Origin of the sequence: Thermoactinospora rubra, from assembly GCF_002093975.1 — a bacterium.
Taxonomy (GTDB): domain Bacteria; phylum Actinomycetota; class Actinomycetes; order Streptosporangiales; family Streptosporangiaceae; genus Nonomuraea; species Nonomuraea rubra_A.
In genome coordinates this window covers 28875-46023 of sequence record NZ_MSZZ01000055.1, presented here as the reverse complement: position 1 = coordinate 46023, position 17149 = coordinate 28875, and the positions used below count along the sequence as shown (strand labels likewise).

The 17149-nt window shown below is 68.7% G+C and carries 20 protein-coding genes and 1 pseudogene; 7 read left to right on the top strand and 14 right to left on the bottom strand.

The annotated features are described in order from the left end of the window. From BSB02_RS32840 to BSB02_RS32820, 5 genes are all read right to left on the bottom strand, one after another. Complete coding sequence (locus BSB02_RS32840; RefSeq protein ID WP_084964877.1) at positions 1-186, bottom strand: aroma-sacti cluster domain-containing protein; 186 nt, start codon at positions 184-186, stop codon at positions 1-3. 8 nt (positions 187-194) lie between these two features. Continuing rightward, positions 195-1493 carry an MFS transporter gene (locus BSB02_RS32835; protein WP_158088796.1) on the bottom strand — a complete coding sequence of 433 codons (1299 nt, stop codon included), beginning with the start codon at positions 1491-1493 and terminating at the stop codon, positions 195-197. 17 nt (positions 1494-1510) lie between these two features. Beyond that, a complete protein-coding gene (locus BSB02_RS32830; RefSeq protein WP_084964875.1) occupies positions 1511-2116 on the bottom strand; it encodes a flavoprotein in 606 nt (201 codons plus the stop codon). Continuing rightward, entirely contained in the window at positions 2113-3465 is a 1353-nt protein-coding gene (locus BSB02_RS32825) for a radical SAM/SPASM domain-containing protein (protein WP_084964899.1), read from the bottom strand. Before BSB02_RS32825 ends, BSB02_RS32830 begins: the two co-directional genes overlap by 4 nt. Before the next feature lie 69 nt (positions 3466-3534). After that, the gene (locus BSB02_RS32820) at positions 3535-3720 is read right to left on the bottom strand and encodes an aroma-sacti cluster domain-containing protein (protein WP_084964874.1); all 186 of its coding nucleotides are present in this window, start codon (positions 3718-3720) and stop codon (positions 3535-3537) included. 230 nt (positions 3721-3950) lie between these two features. Here BSB02_RS32820 and BSB02_RS32815 point away from each other — a divergent pair, with 230 nt between their 5' ends. After that, entirely contained in the window at positions 3951-6098 is a 2148-nt protein-coding gene (locus tag BSB02_RS32815) for a B12-binding domain-containing radical SAM protein (protein ID WP_084964873.1), read from the top strand. Between the two features lie 97 nt (positions 6099-6195). Here the strand turns inward: BSB02_RS32815 and BSB02_RS32810 are convergent, their stop codons facing one another. Further along, complete coding sequence (locus BSB02_RS32810) at positions 6196-7086, bottom strand: ParB/RepB/Spo0J family partition protein (protein ID WP_084964872.1); 891 nt, start codon at positions 7084-7086, stop codon at positions 6196-6198. Between the two features lie 299 nt (positions 7087-7385). Between BSB02_RS32810 and BSB02_RS32805 the strand changes: the two genes are divergently transcribed. After that, positions 7386-8318 (top strand): helix-turn-helix transcriptional regulator, encoded by a 933-nt coding sequence (locus tag BSB02_RS32805; RefSeq protein WP_338064365.1) that lies wholly within the window; start codon positions 7386-7388, stop codon positions 8316-8318. Between the two features lie 51 nt (positions 8319-8369). On the opposite strand, the gene BSB02_RS32800 is transcribed toward BSB02_RS32805, so the two are convergent. Together BSB02_RS32800 and BSB02_RS32795 are read right to left on the bottom strand one after the other, a co-directional pair. Continuing rightward, positions 8370-9263, bottom strand: coding sequence for an SDR family oxidoreductase (locus BSB02_RS32800; RefSeq protein WP_084964870.1), 894 nt, complete (start codon positions 9261-9263; stop codon positions 8370-8372). A gap of 112 nt (positions 9264-9375) precedes the next feature. After that, entirely contained in the window at positions 9376-9747 is a 372-nt protein-coding gene (locus tag BSB02_RS32795) for a VOC family protein (RefSeq protein WP_084964869.1), read from the bottom strand. 236 nt (positions 9748-9983) lie between these two features. Here BSB02_RS32795 and BSB02_RS32790 point away from each other — a divergent pair, with 236 nt between their 5' ends. Then, positions 9984-10190 carry a cold-shock protein gene (locus BSB02_RS32790; RefSeq protein ID WP_084964868.1) on the top strand — a complete coding sequence of 69 codons (207 nt, stop codon included), beginning with the start codon at positions 9984-9986 and terminating at the stop codon, positions 10188-10190. 98 nt (positions 10191-10288) lie between these two features. Here BSB02_RS32790 and BSB02_RS32785 read toward each other — a convergent pair whose 3' ends face one another. From BSB02_RS32785 to BSB02_RS42625, 4 genes are read right to left on the bottom strand one after another with little or no spacing between them, the layout of a single operon-like run. Beyond that, complete coding sequence (locus BSB02_RS32785; protein WP_206185017.1) at positions 10289-11137, bottom strand: ABC transporter permease; 849 nt, start codon at positions 11135-11137, stop codon at positions 10289-10291. Continuing rightward, positions 11134-12114, bottom strand: coding sequence for an ATP-binding cassette domain-containing protein (locus BSB02_RS32780; RefSeq protein WP_084964867.1), 981 nt, complete (start codon positions 12112-12114; stop codon positions 11134-11136). Before BSB02_RS32780 ends, BSB02_RS32785 begins: the two co-directional genes overlap by 4 nt. Continuing rightward, positions 12111-12293 (bottom strand): hypothetical protein, encoded by a 183-nt coding sequence (locus BSB02_RS40100; RefSeq protein WP_143591447.1) that lies wholly within the window; start codon positions 12291-12293, stop codon positions 12111-12113. The genes BSB02_RS32780 and BSB02_RS40100 overlap by 4 nt, the downstream gene beginning before the upstream one ends. Positions 12294-12339: 46 nt before the next feature. Further along, positions 12340-13182 carry a helix-turn-helix domain-containing protein gene (locus BSB02_RS42625; RefSeq protein ID WP_143591445.1) on the bottom strand — a complete coding sequence of 281 codons (843 nt, stop codon included), beginning with the start codon at positions 13180-13182 and terminating at the stop codon, positions 12340-12342. On the opposite strand from BSB02_RS42625, the pseudogene BSB02_RS43700 reads away from it, so the two are divergent. Continuing rightward, a pseudogene (locus BSB02_RS43700) lies at positions 13181-13792 on the top strand (alpha/beta fold hydrolase); the annotation flags it as partial. The gene BSB02_RS42625 and the pseudogene BSB02_RS43700 overlap by 2 nt on opposite strands. A gap of 87 nt (positions 13793-13879) precedes the next feature. On the opposite strand, the gene BSB02_RS32770 reads toward BSB02_RS43700, so the two are convergent. Further along, positions 13880-14464, bottom strand: a complete 585-nt coding sequence (locus tag BSB02_RS32770; protein ID WP_240506854.1) for a TetR/AcrR family transcriptional regulator — start codon at positions 14462-14464, stop codon at positions 13880-13882. A gap of 230 nt (positions 14465-14694) precedes the next feature. Between BSB02_RS32770 and BSB02_RS32765 the strand changes: the two genes are divergently transcribed. The 3 genes from BSB02_RS32765 to BSB02_RS32755 all read left to right on the top strand — a co-directional run bounded on the left by BSB02_RS32765 (position 14695) and on the right by BSB02_RS32755 (position 16092). After that, positions 14695-15099 (top strand): DUF6463 family protein, encoded by a 405-nt coding sequence (locus tag BSB02_RS32765; protein WP_084964864.1) that lies wholly within the window; start codon positions 14695-14697, stop codon positions 15097-15099. A 46-nt stretch (positions 15100-15145) separates the two neighbouring features. Next, the gene (locus tag BSB02_RS32760) at positions 15146-15595 is read left to right on the top strand and encodes a hypothetical protein (RefSeq protein ID WP_084964863.1); all 450 of its coding nucleotides are present in this window, start codon (positions 15146-15148) and stop codon (positions 15593-15595) included. Between the two features lie 200 nt (positions 15596-15795). Further along, positions 15796-16092 carry a hypothetical protein gene (locus BSB02_RS32755; protein ID WP_143591443.1) on the top strand — a complete coding sequence of 99 codons (297 nt, stop codon included), beginning with the start codon at positions 15796-15798 and terminating at the stop codon, positions 16090-16092. Positions 16093-16223: 131 nt separating this feature from the next. Here BSB02_RS32755 and BSB02_RS32750 read toward each other — a convergent pair whose 3' ends face one another. Beyond that, complete coding sequence (locus BSB02_RS32750) at positions 16224-17039, bottom strand: S1 family peptidase (RefSeq protein WP_084964861.1); 816 nt, start codon at positions 17037-17039, stop codon at positions 16224-16226. Positions 17040-17149 lie beyond the last annotated feature (110 nt).

Sequence of the window (17149 nt, the reverse complement as noted above, 5' to 3'; positions counted from 1 at the left end):
TCACAGCACCTTGAATTCGTGGTGTCCCTGTACGTCCGGCGCCACCTCATCCAGCATGCGCTTGACCCGTACGAGGATCTCCACCTCTTCCTCGGTCAACCGTCCGAGGACGTCCCGCTGCCGCGTGCTCAGCAGGTCCACCCACTGACCGCTGGCCCGGAGTGCCGACAGAGCATCGAATCCCATGGCTGGCTTCACCTTCTTTCCTCATCGAGCCTTGTGCCGCCGGCGACCGCGCCGGCGCTCCCGGCGAACTGGTCGCCGGGACGGAAGTTTCTGAAGGCGGGCTGGGTGATCGCCCACAGGATGCCGGCCGCCATTGAGCAACCGGCCAGCAGGAAGAACGTGGCCACGCCGAAGCGCTCCACGCCCCAGCCGGCCACCGCGACGGACAGCGGGAAGGTGCCCGACATCGCCAGCAGCATGACGCTCATCACGCGGGCCAGCAGGTGACGCGGAGCCCACAACTGCACCATCGTCATGACGACGATCCCTGACCAGCCGTTGGCGACGGCGAACACGATGATGCACACGAGCGCGCCGGCCAGGCCGCCGGCGAAGGGCACGGCGGCGACCGAGGCGCCCATGGTGAGACCGAGGAGCATGACCACATACCCGACCCGCAGTCGCGGCACCGTCCAGCGGGCCAGCAGAGCACCGATGATCATGCCGGCACCGAGCCCGGTGAGGAGGATGCCGTATCCGGCTGCTCCGAAGTCGCGATGGGCCAGCGTGGGCAGAGCCACTTCCACCGCACCCGCGTAGACGGCATTGCCGATCAGAGCCGCGACCAGGACGACCTGGAGGAAACGCCCGCGAAGCAGTACGGCACGGAACGTCACGGCGCCGCTCGCCACGGCTGCCTCCCCCGCCGGATCGGCGTTCGGCGGGCGGAAAGCCAGCAGGGCGGCGGCCGAGACGAGATAGGCGCTCGCGACTGCGAACAAGGCCGGAACCTGGCCGAGGCCGGCGATCAGGATCCCGCCCAGCGCCGGCCCGAGAAGGGTGCCGAGCTGGGTCGCGACGGAGGACATCGAGTTGCCCGCGGCCAGGTCCTTCTCGGGCAGGACGGTGGGGAGGAGGGCGAACGACGCGGGGACGAAGACCCCGCCGCAGATCCCCAGCGCGGCCGAGATGGGCGCGAGCACGGCGAACGTGGGCGGCATGCTGGAGGCCAGGGTTCCGAGCACCATGATGAGGCCGAACCTGACGGCGTCGGTCACCAGCATGACCGTGCGGGGGCCGAAGCGGTCCGCGAGGATCCCGCCGGCCGGGATCGCCAGCGCCCGGCTCACTCCGAAGCAGGCCAGCACCACACCGAGCAGGCCGGGACCGCCTCCGGAGGACAGGACCAGCCACGGCAGGGCGACCGCGTAGCAGAGGTCGCCGACACTCGAGGCGAGCTGACCGATGAGCAGCCGCCAGAACCCTCGAACGGTCATCGGTCCCGATACGGCCAGGGCCTTGACCTTTGCGAAGGCTGTCCGGCTCATCGGTCCGGTTTCTCCCTTCATGAGCGGGTTCCGCGGTGGCGGACGACGTCCTCGACGATCCCGGCGACCTGAGACGGCGACGGGAGACACGGCCCTGTCTTGTACTCGGCCGTGGATATCTCCCAGCACTGCGCCATGACGGGCCCGGCGATGTGGTGCCCGTCCGCCGTCAGCTGGGCGACGTTGCGCTGGACGGCAGGTTTGTGCCACATCTCCGCGTTCATGCAGGGAAAGAAGATCGCCCGTCCCGGGTATGCGAGCAGTGCCGCCGTCAGCAGGCTTCCCGAGAACCCCTGTGCGGCCTGCGCGAGCACGTTCGCGGTCGCCGGCAGCACGATGAAGTGATCGGCCCACTGGGCCAGCTTCGCGTGGCCCGGGTCGAAGTTGTCCTCGCCTTCGCAGAAGACGGCCTCGCCGATCAACCGCACTGTCCGCGCCGGCAGGAACTTCACCGCGGTCGCCGTCATGATGACGCGGACACGGAGCGCGGGCATTCGTGTGCGCAAGGCGAGAAGATAGTTCGGAAGGCTCATCACGTCCGCCGCGCCGCACGCGCCGATGAGCAGCTTGTGCGTCGCGGTCGCCGGGTCGGCCGCCGCCGGATCCGGACCCGTCGCGCTCACGGCGCCCCGACCGGTCGCAGCCCGAGACGTGCGGCGGCCAGGTCCATGCGGCCTTGGGCATTGTGCTTGTAGCTTGGGCACGGAAGGCGGCCTTCGTGCCAGGCCTTGGGGCACGAGCCTCCGCACGTGGGCAGGAAGACGCAGCCCTTGCACCAGGACTTGCCCTGCTCCACCTCGTCGTACCAGCCATCGAACTCTCCGGCCGGCCGGAAGACCGGAAGGTCGTCCTGGCCGATGTGCCCGAGTGCCGACGTCTGCTCGGCCTCGGGCACGAGCGGATGGTCGGTGCACGAGAAGATGTTCCCGGTGCCGCTGATCAGCTCGGCGGTGGCCTTGACCGCCGAGCACGTCACCCGTTGCGGCACCGTGGGCATCCGCATGAACGGGAGCCCGTGCTCGTGCATCAGCCTCAGCCAGCCGAGTTCCCGCTCGGCGTAGTCCTTGCCCTCCAGCTCGATCGCCGAGACATCGTTCCCCCACGGGTGCACGGGGGCCAGCAGGAACTGGACATTCGGCTGATTGAAGCCGAGGTGTGCCATCAGTTCGATATAGCGGGGAATGCTTTCCTGGTTGCGCACGTCGACGTTGGTCCTGAAGACGAACGTCGCATGCCGGTAGTCGGGGTTGTCGAGTGCTTCCCTGACCGTGCGGACGATCTTCCAGAAGGACCGGCCACCGCTCTTCAGCGGCCGGTGCTCGTCATGGACGTCTGGGGGGCCGTCCAGGGTTATATGAAACTTCCGGACCCTGCACTCCTTGATGAGCACCTCCAGATTCCGCTGATTCAGCAAGGACCCGTTGGTCGTCATCTCGGAGATGTATTCCACGCCCTCCTCGTCGGCGACCCGCACGAAGTCCTTGGCGAGGTCTCGGATGACGGCGTACCCCATCATCGGCTCGGAGCCGAACCAGTCGATGCGCGCTTGCCGCGTCGTCGGCAACCGCACCGCACGCAGGACCCGCGCCCGGACACGATCACGGTGATCCGCGGACAGCCCGCCGCGCACGTGTTCCTGCCCGCAATAAGTGCAGCCCATGTTGCAATACGAAGTGGGGAGCAGAATGAAGTTGACCAGCGATCTGTCCAGCGCGGCCGATCTGCTGCGGTCCAGCACATCCGCTAACTCGTCCTGATCGTCGGGCACCACAACCTCAGAATCTCTCAAGGCGGCGCGCGTGCCGGGGGAGATGGCATCGAGCCGGCCCGTGCGGAGGGCGTCCGCGACCTCCGGTATGACGTACATCAGCGTGGCCGTTCGCGTCGCGTAGACCAGTTGGACCCGAACCCCTTCGCCATCCGTATAGATGTTGTCGCTGATGACGAAGTAGCGGCCTATCTTCTCTGCCATGATTTCCTCCTCATCCGGCATCCGGGTGGCCCGGTCCGCCGGACCACCCGGCGGACCGGTGCCTATAGATCAGCAGAGGGAATTGATCAAGTTGCCCTGCCCTTCGACGTCCGGCGCCGCGGCGTTCAGACGTTCTTGGATGGAGCTCACGACGGCCATTTCCTCCGGGGTCAGCTGTTCGAAGACCGCTCGCTGCGCTTCGGGAAGCCTGTCCAATCCTGCCGCGCGAAGGGGCGCAAGGGGGTCGTCGGACATTCCTGACTCCTCTCTTTGGTCTTTCCGGACTATCGAACGAAACCCACGGTAAGCGTGAGCGTCACGGTCGTCCAGAACAGTACTCGGCCGGATTCTTAAAATGCGGAGGATGTTCTTAAGAAGAAGCTTCTGAATTTTAAGAACGGCCGGCTCCGGACTGCTTTCGCCGGCAGGGCGCCGGGGTAGGCTGCCGGCATTGCGGAAGCGTCCTGTGTGCCTGGGAGGCAGGGATGGCCATCTTCATCGCCGAGACCCCGACGGTTCGCCGGACGAGGCGCCGGCCGAGTGACCTGCCCTATCTGCTCATCAATCCACCGCTGACCGACCCCACTCAGCCCTACCATTCGATCTCCTATCTGGTGGGGGCCGCCAGGGCAGCCGGCTTCACCGGCGAGCGATGCGTCGACGCGAATATCGATGCGCTCAACCACCTCGCGCATCCGCACCGGGTGGGCGCTCTGCTGGACGGCGCGGCGAAGACCAGGACGCGCATCGAAGCGCTTTCGCGCCTTACCCGGCTGGATGAACTCACTTATAGAGCGGCACTCGCCGCCGAGACTCTCACCGCCGATTCAGTGCGCGAAGCGATCCAGGTCTTCAGAAACGCCGAATCCTTCTATCACTATCCCACCTACCGGCAGGCGGTCATGGTGATGAAGCTCTGGCAGGAACTGCTCTGCCTCGAGGGCGTGCCGAAGTCCATAGCCGATTTCAGCGTCATGCCCGGCGGCACCGTCAACCTGTCCTCATATCAGGACCTCTGCGATCCCGCGCTCATCGACCGGCTGACCGCGCCGTTCGACCCGTACATCACCGGACCGTTCGCCGACGTCATCCGGGAACGCCCGTGGCGGGTCGTCGGATTCTCGGTCAGCTTCACCGGCCAGCTCCCCGCCGCGCTACGCCTGGCGAGACAGACGCGAGCGGCCATTCCCGACGCGGTCATCGTGTTCGGCGGCACCGAGGTGTGCGACGACGTGCGGCTGGCCCGCCGGCCGGGCGACTATTGGGAGCTCTTCCGCGATGCGGACATCATCGTCCCAGGGGAAGGCGAATCAGCGTTCTGCGGCATCCTGAGCGCCGTCAGAGACGGCCGTGACTTCGGCGGGATCCCTGGAATCTTGAGGCGTGGCGAGGCTCCGCAGACGCCGCCCATCCACTATGAGGACGTCGCGGAGCTGCCGGCACCGGCTTATGACGTGTGGCAGTGGGACTCCTACTGGTCGCCGGAGCCCGTCGTCCTCTACAGCCCCACCCGCGGCTGCTACTGGAACAAATGCACGTTCTGCGACTACGGGTTGAATCTCGACCGCCCGACCTCCCCGTCCCGGGAGCGGCCGGTCGCGATGGTGCTCGAGGATCTGCGAAAGATCGCCGACATCGGCCGGAGCGTCTACTTCTCCGTGGACGCCATGTCGCCGCGATACCTCCGCCAACTCTGCGACGCGATGGCCGGCTCCCGCCTGCACCTTCGATGGAGCGCCGAGCTGCGGCTGGAACGAACCTTCCCCAAGCGGGACATGGCACGGCAGCTGAGGAACGCCGGATGTGTGGCCATTTCATTTGGTTACGAATCGGGATCGCAGCGGGTGCTGGATCTGATCGACAAGGGAGTCGACCTGGCCCAGGTTCCGGCGATCCTGGCGCACCTGGCAGACCATCGGATCGGCGTGCAGATGATGGGGTTCACCGGGTTTCCCACGGAGCGGCCGGACGAGGCACGGCAAACCTACGACTTCCTCATCGAACACCGAGACCACTGGGCGCTCGCCGCGATCGGCGCGTTCGTGCTGACTCCGGGCTCGATCGTGGCCAAGCGCCCGGAAGAGTTCGGCGCCGAGATACTCCCGCTCCCGCCGACCCAGGACATCCAGCGCTGGCTGCCCTGGCGGGACCGGCAGGGACAGACGGACCACTGGCCGGGCGACGACGACGGGCACGTCGGCCACGAACGACGGTCCGCCCTGAAGCGGGCCGCGGATGACCGGCCTTTCGTCGGCGGGATCGACGCCGCGCACACACTGCTCTATTTCGCGAGGTTCGGCCCGAAGCTGGGGCTGGACGGCGCCTTCGGCGAACCGCATGTCCGTCTTGCTGAGATCGCGCAGCTCGAGATTCCCTTCGCGAACATCGAGGACTTCACCAACCTCGAAGACGTGCAAAGCGAGTACTCTCTGCGACAGCGCCAGGCGGGAGCCACCAGTGCCTCGATCGGGATCTGGCTCAACGAGCCCGGACAAGCCCGCCGTGGTACGGCCAAGGCCGTGGTGATGCCGTCGGGGACGGTCCTCCTCCTCAGGGACGAGGAGCTCCTCATGGCGGCCGACCACCTGCAGAAGCTGCTCGGGATCAGCGCGCGGATCCGGGGTGACGCCTGAAGGTCCACGCCGCCCCCGGGTGCCAAGGGATCGGCATCACGGGACTTCGGCGACCTACGGGTCGGCCGGTCACATCTCGTCGAGGTTGGTCTTAAAGTCAGTCGAGGTTGGTCTTAAAGTCATCGGCCGGCCGGAGCGCTGTGCCACGCTCCTGATGGCCGTTGGCCATGGCGGACTGGTTCGCTGAACTCCGCAGAAAGGCCGCGATGATGCGAGCCCCGGCACGATCTTGAGTGAGGTTCTTCGCACGGGCCCATGCGCGAAGCGCCTCCAGGTCGGCGATGCTCAAGGTGACGATGATCTGTTTCACGGCTCCAGGTCTGCGCTTCCCGTTCCCGCCGTCGGCCGCGGGCATCTGGTGGGCTGTGACTTCGGCCGTTCGAAGATAGTCCATCTGCTGAGCGGCGGACATGCCCGCCATAGCAGCCGCGATCTGCCGGAGCTCCTGATCGCCGAGGGGTTTGTCCCCGTAATGATCCTGGATTCTGAGCGCCGCCCCGAGGTCTATCTCACCGCTCTCGACGAGCGCTTTCAACGTGGGCCTGAGCCGGTCGAACTTGACATATTTTCGGACCCTGCCATAGGGAAGCCCGAACGTCTCGGCGACGGCTTTGATTGATCCGTACTTGTGATAGAGCCTGGTGCAGGCGTCTATGAGATCCAGCGTGCACAGATCGCGTCGCACGAGATTCTCGCTGATGGACAGAGCCTTCGCGACGTCGTCGTCCGGCCTCTCCTCGACGATCGCAGCCAGGATGTCTCGCGCGCCCAACCTGCGCATTGCGAGCCAACGCCGTTGCCCGGCCAGGATCTCGTAATATCCGTCTCTGTCCTCTGACGGGGTGACGATAATAGGCTCCAGCTGACCGTGGACTCGAATATTGTCCGCCAGCTCGGCGATGTCGTCCTCTACTTCTCGGCTGCGCGCCTGTTGTGTGCCGATCACAAGCCTGTCCAGACGGACCTTCGTCACCCTGTCGAAAGACATCACCCTGACTTCGCCTCCGGTGCATGACAATCATGGTTTGCCCGTGGACCTTCCAGATCATCTATGCGCCACTGTCGCCCGAGTGTGGAGATCAGTCCAGGCAAGCAACCGGACATTAGCCGGACACAGGCGCGGAGCCATGCCGGTTGCGCGGTAGGGAGGCCGGGCCTGTCATAGCAGTCCCCGACGCCGCCCATCGAGGGCACCAGGCCGGAGCCCACGGGACGTAGCGTGGCGAGTGCTTGCGCGGACTTCGTGCTTATCTGGATGACCTGATGCGTGCTTCACGACTGGTTTCCTTGATCCTGCTCTTGCAGGCGCGGGGCGGGATGACCGCCGCCGAGCTGGCACGCGAGCTCGAGGTCTCCGAACGCACGATCCACCGCGACGTCCTGGCCCTGTCGGAGGCGGGCGTCCCGGTCCACGCGGACCGCGGACGCGGGGGCGGCTACCGCCTGCTCGACGGCTACCGCACCCGGCTGACCGGGCTGGACCGGGCGGAGGCGGAGGCGCTGTTCCTGTCGGGGGTGCCCGAGACGTCGCTGCGCGAGATGGGCCTGGCCGAGGCGGCGGCGACGGCCCGGCTGAAGGCGTCGGCCGCCTTGTCGCCCGCGTTGCGCGACGCGCCGTCGTCCGCCGCGCAGCGGTTCCACCTGGACGCCCCCGGATGGTTCGCGCCCGGCGACCCTCCGCCACCGTCGCTGGCTCCCCTGGCCAGGGCCGTGTGGGGCGACCACCCGGTGCGGACCCGTTACCGGGACCGGGAGCGCGTGCTGGAGCCCTACGGGCTGGTGCTGAAGGCTGGGGTGTGGTACCTGGCGGCCAGGGCCGGGGAGCGGTTCCTCATCTTCCGGGTGGACCGGTTCGAGCTGGTCGAGGTGGCGCACGAACGGCGCTTCGCGCGTGATCGGGAGTTCCAGCTGGCCGCGTTCTGGGCCGAGCAGTCGGCGCGCTTCAGCCGCTCGCTGCTGCGCGAGACGGTGACGTTGCGGCTCAGCCCGATGGGCGTGCGCCTGCTCCGCCACATCGCCGACCCGGCGGCCCTGGACGACGCGCTCGCCTCGTTGACGGCCGACGGGGTCGTGCGGCTGCGGGTGGAGTCGGTGGAGGTGGCCTACGGCCAGGTCCTGCGATTCGGGCCGGAGGCGGAGGTGCTGGAGCCGGCGCGGCTGCGCGACCTGGTGGTCCAGGCCGTGAGCCGCCTGTCCCGGCTGTACGGCGGCGGCTCCTAACCAGGCCGATGCTGGCGGTGCTGGGCCGGTGCTGGGCCGGTGCTGGGCCGGTCAGCGATATCCCGTGGCATCGGCCGGCTTGCCCTGGCTCTCCACCTCGGCGATGTAACGCCACGCATCCGGCCTGCTTCCGTCCAGGTCGGTGAAACCGTACACCTGCGCCAGCTGCCCGCTGGACAGGCTCTGGCCGGTCCAGCGCATCTTGTCGGCGTCGGCCGCCAGCGCGGCCACCGCCCTGCCGGTGTACCGCGGTGTCTCCGAGATCACGAAGTGCGGCTGCTTGTCCGTGGCGTCGCGCCAGTTCTCCTCGGTGACGCCGAAGGCCTCCAGCATGGCCTCCGACCGCAGCCACCCGGGCGTGAGCGCCACCGCCGCGCAGCCGTACTTGCGCAGGTCCTGCGCCTGCGCGAACGCGAGCCTGATCACCGCGCTCTTGGCCAGGTCGTAGAAAGCCGAGAGGCGGTAATTGGCGTCGTTGTACTCCTTGGTGCCGTCAGTCACCTCCACCACCAGCCCGCCCGGGTTCCTGATCATCAGCGGGAGCGCGTAGTGGCTGGTGATGAGGTGGGTGTCGATCGCCAGCCGGAGCAGGCGCAGGCCGTTGTCCAGATCGTGCTGCCACACCGGCACGTCCCACTCGGTCAGCCGGTCGCCGCCCCAGATGTCGTTGACCAGCACGTCCAGCCGTCCCTGCTCGGCGTCGATGCGCTCGACCAGGGCCCGGACCTGCGCCCGGTCCAGGTGGTCGACCTGGACGGCGATGCCCTCGCCGCCCGCCGCGGTCACCAGCTCGGCGGTCTCCTCGATGGTCTCCGGCCGGTCCATCTCCGACCGCTGCGTCCTGGTGGTGCGGCCGGTGCAGTAGACCGTCGCGCCCGCCGCGCCCAGCTCGACGGCTATTCCCCGGCCCGTGGCCCTTGTCGCGCCTGCTACCAAAGCAATCATGGGTCCAGCGTGACGGGAAAACGGGACACCCTATGTCATGTTTTCCGTGGGGCTTGGGAGGACGTCGGGGCGGCCTGCCGCAGCGTGCCCTTCGCATGATCGTCTGTTCGGCTCAGGTCGTGTTGTCCTTGTAGGACACGATGCAGAACTCGTTTCCCCCGGGGTCCTGCATGATCAGGACCGAGCCTTCGTCGTAGTCGTGTCGCTCACCCGTCCAGCGCCCGCCGAGTCGCTCGATCTCCGAGCGCGCCGCATCGAGGTCGGGGACGGTGACGTCCAGGTGCAGGCGCACCTTTCCGAGCTTCGGCTCGGGGACTCGCTGGAACGTCAGGCGGGGAACGCCGTCGTGGCGGGAGCCGACCGAGGCCCATCCCTCGCCGGCCATCTCCGTGCTGCGCGGTCGGTGCAGCAGCAGGCTCCAGAACTGCGCCAGCCGCTCCGGATCGGCGCAGTCGATCGTCAGTCCGGTCCAACGTGGTGTCATTCTCGTCATCTCCATATGTGTCTCCGGCCGCCTATGGCTCGGAGCCGTAGGACACCGCGGTCTCCCGGGTGTGCTAGGCTCGCAGACGTTGTGGTAACCCGTACGAACTTTAGGTGCACCTGAGGGCTGTGACCTTCGGGTGCGTTTTTTGTTTGCCGGTCATTTCCGGATGGGCTCATCACCGACGAGGAATCCGCACAGGGCGGATTCCACCTCTGCCTATCGAGGAGATCGACATGGCTACTGGAACCGTGAAGTGGTTCAACGCTGAAAAGGGCTTCGGCTTCATCGAGCAGGACGGCGGCGCCGGCGACGTCTTCGCGCACTACTCCAACATCGTCTCCCAGGGCGGTTACCGGGAGCTGCACGAGGGCCAGCGGGTGTCCTTCGACGTCACGCAGGGCCAGAAGGGCCTGCAGGCCGAGAACATCGTTCCCGCCTGACCTCTCGGCCATCCGGGCATCGGGGCTCGCACCGTTTCGCCGGTGCGGGCCCCGACTCGTCCGCGGCGGTACGGCTCGGCCGGACGCCCCACAGCCGCTCAGACCTTGCGGGTGTAGAGCCGCAGCGCGATCGGGGCGAACACGGCCGTCATGACCCCCGACAGCGCCAGGACCAGCGCGATGTCCCCGGCGTCGGGCACGCCGTCGAGCAGACCGCGCGCCGCCTCGATGAGCAGCGTGACCGGGTTGACGGTCACGAACTCCCGCACCCAGCCCGGCATGGTCGCCGGCGGCGCGAAAGCCGAGCTGACGAAGGTCAGCGGGAAGAGGATCATGGTTGACGCGCCCATGACGGCGGCCGGGGTCCGCACGGTGAGGCCGACGATCAGCCAGAGCCAGCTCAACGCGAAGCAGAACACCAGGAGCAACGCGATCGCCCCGGCGACGCCCCCGAGGCCGCCGGACGCCCGATACCCGATCAGCGCCGCGATGCCGAGCACGAACGCGGAGGCGAGGCTGTAGCGCAGGGTGTCGCCCAGCAACGCGCCGACGAGTGGCGCCGGACGCCAGATGGGCTGCGAGCGGAAGCGGTCGAAGACGCCCCGCTCGATGTCGGTGTTGAGGGTCACCGCCGTGTACATCGTCATGAAGACGACCGTCTGGGCGAGGATGCCCGGCAGCGCGTAGCGCAGGTACGCCTCCGGCGATCCGATCATCGCCCCGCCGAACACGAACGTGAACATCAGCGTGAACATGATCGGGAACAGCGTGGCGTCGAGGAGCTGTTCGGGCACATGCCTGATCTTGAGCAGGACGCGCCAGGCGAAGGTGAGCGTGGCGCGCAGCGCGCCCGCGCCCCTGCCCGGCGGCGGCGCGTCGGCGACGGCGGAGATCAGCGGGGTGTCGAGCTCGTACGGCAGGTGTTCGGCCGCCTGGTGGACGGTCACGCCGGTACCTCCTCGTGGCGTGGTGCGGGGCCGTCGGCCGGCTTTCCGGTGAGGGCGAGGAACACCTCGTCCAGACTCGGATGGGCCAGCGCGTACTCGTCGATGCGGAGTCCGCGTTCGGTGACGGCCGCGAGCGCCTTGGCGGCCGCCGCCGGCTCGTCCACCCGCAGGGTGAGCGCGACGGGATCCGGTTCCAGAACCGGGTCGGCGCCCAGCAGGGCCGCCAGCAGCCGGGCGGCCTCGGGACGGTCGTCCCGGTCGGCCACCCGCACGCGCAGCGCGGCCGCACCGGCCAGCGCCTTGAGCCGGCTGCTCGTGCCCTCGGCGATGACGCGGCCGTGGTCGAGGACGGCGATGCGGTCGGCGAGCTGATCGGCCTCTTCCAGGTATTGGGTGGTCAGCAAGACGGTGGCGCCGGCGTCGACGAGCGCTCGCACGCTCTGCCAGACCTGGCCGCGGCTGCGCGGGTCCAGGCCGGTCGTCGGCTCGTCGAGGATCAGCAGGTCGGGGCGGACCACCAGGGAGGCGGCGATGTCCAGCCGGCGCCGCATGCCGCCGGAGTAGGTCTTCACCGCCCGCTTGGCGGCCTCGCTCAGGCTGAAGGCCTCCAGCAGGTCCCCGGCGCGCTTCCCGGCCGCCCTGCCCCGGTGCCCGCGCAGGCGGGCGAGCAGGGTGAGGTTCTCCAGGCCGGTCAGGTCCTCGTCGAGGGAGGCGAACTGCCCGGTGAGGGCGAGCCGTGCCCTGACCCGTGCCGCCTCCGTCGTGACGTCGTGGCCCAGCACGCGGGCGGTGCCGCCGTCGGGACGGAGCAGGGTGGCGATCATCCGGATCAGGGTCGTCTTGCCCGCCCCGTTGGGCCCCAGCACGGAGTAGACGCAGCCCGCGGGCACCGAGAGGTCGACGCCGCCGACCGCCCGGTGGGCGCCGAAGACCTTGACCAGGCCGCGGGTTTCGATCGCCCATGTCTCGTGGCTCATGTCGCGGCGCCTTCCCCGCCCGGCCGGCTTTCGAGGAAGGCGTGGACGTCCCTGCGCTCCGCGATTTCCTCGCCGGAAGCGTGGTCCGAGTCGATGGCGATTCGGCGGCGCCGCGGCAGGCGCATGCCCGGCGGGGTGCGTCCCGGCCGGTGCGCCGGTCTTTTGGTCAGCGATGTCATGCGGGCAGCGTGCCCCGGCACCGCGGCCGCCGTCTTGGATGAATGTTCAGGCGGCGCGCGCCAGCGTCCAAGCTGTGCTGTCGACCGTCCACAGCGGGTCGGCGGCGATCGCGCCCGGGGTGCGGCCGGTGAACTTGAGCACCTCGCGGTGCAGGTGGGACTGGTCGGCATAGCCGATCTCCGCGGCGACCTCGGCGACGCTGGCGGTCGTGCCGAGCCGGCGCAGCGCCCGGTCGAATCGGACGATCATCGCCGCCCGTTTCGGCGTGACGCCGATTTGCGACTTGAACCGGTTCCAGAACCGGGTACGGCTCCAGCCGTACCGGCCGGGCAGGTCGCCGATCGGCACCCGCCCGTGGCCGGCCGTGATGTGCCGCCAGGCGTCGGCCACCTCGGGGTCGATGCGGAACGAGGAACGGCTGCGCCGCCCCAGCGCCTCGCGGACCAGCGCGAACCGGTCCTCCCAGGAGGGCGCCTCGATCAGCCGCGCGCGCAGCCGGCCGGCCTCCCGCCCCCAGAGCTCGGCCAGGTCCAGCGGCGCGCCGTTCAGCTCCGCCGGCGGCACGCCGAGCAGGCCCGCCGCCGCCAGCACATCCACCTGCAGTTCGAGGCAGTCCACGGCGCGCCCGGCCAGCCGGGCTGCCGCAGGGGAGATGCCGGCGACGATGCCGCCCTCGACCGCGCCGCTTCCGCAGGGTTCCAGGCTGCCGGGGGCGCAGTCGATCACGATGGCGATCGCCGGACCGGGGAGAACGCGCTCCTCGAACGTCCCGCCGGAGCGATCGCGGAAGCCGACCATCGTGACCCCCGGCAGCGCGCGCCCCTCGGCGGGGACCGCCACCTCCCAGGCGCCGTGGCGCGGCGACGTCGGCACGGTGTCGGCTGGCATGCACGCGAGCATATCCCCGCCGGTGTGCCCCTTCCCCCGCCGGGGACGCCGTGCCCGAGGCCGGCCGTCCGCGCGGGGAAAGCGGCGCAGGAGGCAGGCGTCCACGACTCAGCCCTCGCCGGCTGGACCGCGATGTGTCAGGCGAGCTTGTGCCCGGTCGGGACATTTGTCCAAGACATCGGCGCACACCGGCGGTGACGGTGGGTTCATGAGAGTTTCCACCAGGCTCAGGGAACGGATCCGGGCGGCGGAACGCCGCGTCTGCGCCACCTACGGACTGACGATGACCGAGCACACCATCGTGCTCGACGATCCGCCGGTTCGGCTGCGCGTGCTGGCCACAGGCTCGGGCCCACCGGTGATCTACGTGAACGGGATTTCGGCTCCGGCCATGGGTTTCGCCCCTCTCATCGCCCAGCTGCCCGGGTACCGTCATCTGCCGCTCGACCTGCCCGGCCACGGTCTCGCAGCGCCGTACCGCTGGCAGGACGGACCCGTTCGCGACCTGGCGGTCGGTGTGCTGACGAGGACTTTGGACGCGCTCGGACTGCCACAGGCGGCTTTCGTCGGCAGTTCCCTGGGCGGCTTGTTCACGCTGTGGACGGCGATCGACGCACCGGCACGCCGACACCCTTCCGTACCGGCTGACCGCCTCCCGACTGGTTCACGGCGGGCCCGGACGTCCGAGGGAGGATGGTCATTGGCCGGGGTCGCCATGCGAACGGTTGAGGATGAGACCGCTGGCGCGGGCCATCACCTGGGCGCGGCTGCGGCCCGGATGGTCGGCGGCGAGGAAGTGGCTGCCGATGGCCATGCAGAAGGCGAGCAGGCTGCGGGCCTCGACCTCGTCGGGGTCGGCGCAGAACGTGCTGATCGCGTCCCGCAGCAGCTGCATGCGCCGGTTGTCCACGCGGCGCAGGCGCTCGGCGACCGCCGGGTCGCGGCGGGCCCAGTCGCGCACGGCCAGGTCGATGGGCAGCAGGCGGTCGTCGGAGAAGGTGAGCCGCCCGGCCAGCCGGACCTTGTCCAGCGCGTCGCCGGGCTCCTGCTCGATCCGGTCGAGGACGTCGTCGACGCTCTCGCGTTCCCAGGCGTCCAGCATTGCCTCCAGCAGGGCGCCGCGGTCGGCGAAGTAGCCGTAGAAACCGCCTTTGGTGACCCCGAGCGCCTTGGCCAGGGCCTCGATACGCACGGCGTCGACGCCGCCGTCGGCCAGCGCCCGCAGCCCGGCCTCGACCCACTTCTCGCGCGGCGTGCGCAACGCGCCCATCGTGTGAAGCACCTCACTTCCCGACCCATTGTACGGAACCGTATAACGAGCTAACCTGCCTTTATACGCCATCGTATAACTTAAGAGACAGTGCCATGGCTTTCCCTGCCATGGTCGCCGAGACGTCACGGAGGCGGCCGGGCTTCCCGCGGGACCTCGTCAATCCCACGGCCGCGAACGCCTGACCAAGCAAGGACGCGAAGCCGCCCCGGGCGGGTTCGCCGCGAGAACGGATAGCTCAGATGATCAAATGGGCCGGCTGGATCATGGTGTTGTACGGCGCAGCGCACACGCTTGGCGCCCTGACGGTGGAAGGCGCCGCGCGCCACGCCGGGGCATGGTTCAGCGGGCAGCTGTGGGGAGAGGACCTGGCCGCGATGAGCCCGGCCAACAGCGCGTACTGGCTGAGCCTGGCCAGCTTCGGCCCGCCGCTCATCCTGATCGGCCTGATGGTCGTGTGGCTGAACCGCCGGGGCATCGCGCCGCCGCCGTTCATCGCGTGGACGCTGGGGATCTTGACCGTGGTCGACGCCGTGATCATGGTTCTCACGCCCTGGCCGATCCTCCTGCTCGCGAACGTCCTGCTGCTGGCCGGGGCGCGCCGTGCCAGGCGCCGCGAGAACCCCGTGCCGGGGCCGGTAGCGTAGCGAGCAGTCGGTCACCGTGGGAGCGGTGACGGAAAGGACAAGTGGCGTGACGAACCCCGTGTACTCCCGGGCGACCAGGTTCCTCTTCGTGGCGCTGGCCCTGGCAGTGGCGGTGTCGGTGGTGCACTACATCGACAACTACATGAACTACCACGACTATCCGATGCCAGGCCCCGGCAGTCCGGTCCCCGTACCGTCGGCGACGGTGGTGGGGGCCTCGTGGTTCGTGTTCACCGCCAGCGGCGCGCTCGGAGTCTGGCTGTGGTCGCGCCGCCGCATCGTCGCTTCGGCGATCGCGCTCGCCGGATACTCGCTCTCGGGGCTGGTCGGCTTGGCCCACTACATCGTCCCGGGCGCGTTCGCCATGGTCTGGTGGCGGCAGACCCACGTCGTCGCCGACATCGTCTGCGGCCTCGTCATCGCCGGATTCGCCGCGTGGGCGGCCGCCAACGCGACCCGGCTGGCGCCCGCATCACCTGGACGGCACAGCCCTTGACGACCGGTTTGCGGACCGGCCATGTCAACGCTCACCGAGACCCGCCGATCTTCCGTACGTCCCGACCAAGGAGGTAGAGCGATGAGCCGCATGGCTTGTCGCGGTGTGCGCGCGGGCTCGGACAAGCAGCCCACCCAGGTCACGGCGTGCGACACCTCCCGAGGCATGCCGGCAGGAGACGCCATCCCGAAGTGAGATTCGTGTACGGCGATGCCTTCGGCCTTCCGGTCGTTTTCCTGGTCGTAGGTCACCTCCACAGGCTCGCCCAGGTAGTGCCGGGTCGGCCAGCCGGTCCAGCGCCCCAGGAAGTAGCTGTATTCGCCGGCCAGCAGGGGCGCGGGTTCAGGCGCGAACTCCTCGGCGCGTTCGAGCTGCTCTTCTCGCGCGTATGGGAGCTCCGCCGCACGCACGAGGTCGAGCAGCGGGATGCCGTCGATGAGAATCTCTTGGCGGTCGTTGCGCAGCTGGAACTCGATTTCCTGCACTCCGCCTCCTGATCCCGGGTCGAGGATCGGCTAGACGCAGCATGGTCCGCGGATGGCGGGGTGTCGCTTCTCGGACGAGAAGCGACACCCACGCCCGCCCATGCCGGCCGTGAGAAGCGGGCCTCAGACGGGACGGCGTCTGGTCAAGACGTCCGATCGGCGCCGATCATGCTCGTGACCCACGGCCAGTAATGCGCGGTAGAGGTGTAGACCTCGTCGGTTGCGAGGCAGGAATCGCCGCCGCTGCGGCTGTCGACGCCGATGATCCGCCACTGGCCGTCGACCTGCAGCAGCAGCGGGCTGCCGGAGTCGCCGTTGCACGCGCCCGCGGTGTCGCTCTTCGCGCGTTCGACGCAGAGGTCTCCCGGCGTCGCGTCGAACTCGTCGCCGAAGTAGCACTCCGAGGGCGACAGCAGCTTTGTGTCGAGCTGCAAGATCTGCCGCGGTATCGAGGCCGGGTCGCCGGCGACCGTCCTGCCCCAGCCGATCATCCGCACCGTGGTCTCGGGGATGGGGGGCCGGAAGCTGGTGATCGGCTGCTCCGTCGACGGCGCCGCCAGCTTGATCAACGCGATGTCGCCCGCACTCGTTTCGTCCGGGTTATTCCAATACGGGTGGACCATGAACTTTGCCACGTCAATCATCGCGCCGCCCAGGTAATCGTTTGAACCGACGCTCACCTTGAAGTCGGTCGGGTTGCGTCCCGCGACGCAGTGCGCCGCGGTGATGACCCATTTCGGATCGATCAGCGCGCCGCCGCAGCGGAGCGGGGTCGGCCGACTGCCCTGGTCCTTGTACAGCAACGCGGCGGCGAACCGGTACTCCTCGGTGGCCGGGTCCCCGCCGATGAGCAAGGGCTGGACCTCGTGATCGTCCGCGGCCGCGGTTCCCGTGCCGGCCAGGGCGAACATCGACATTGCCGCGAGCGCGACGATGCCTCTTAACAGTCTGTTCCTCATCGTGTCCCTTGTCTCCGGTGCGGCGTGACCGGACGACCACGCCGGCTGGAGATCTTAGGAGGGCACGCTTTCACAGAGGCTTCACCTCGTCTTGCCTCCCGCGCGACGCG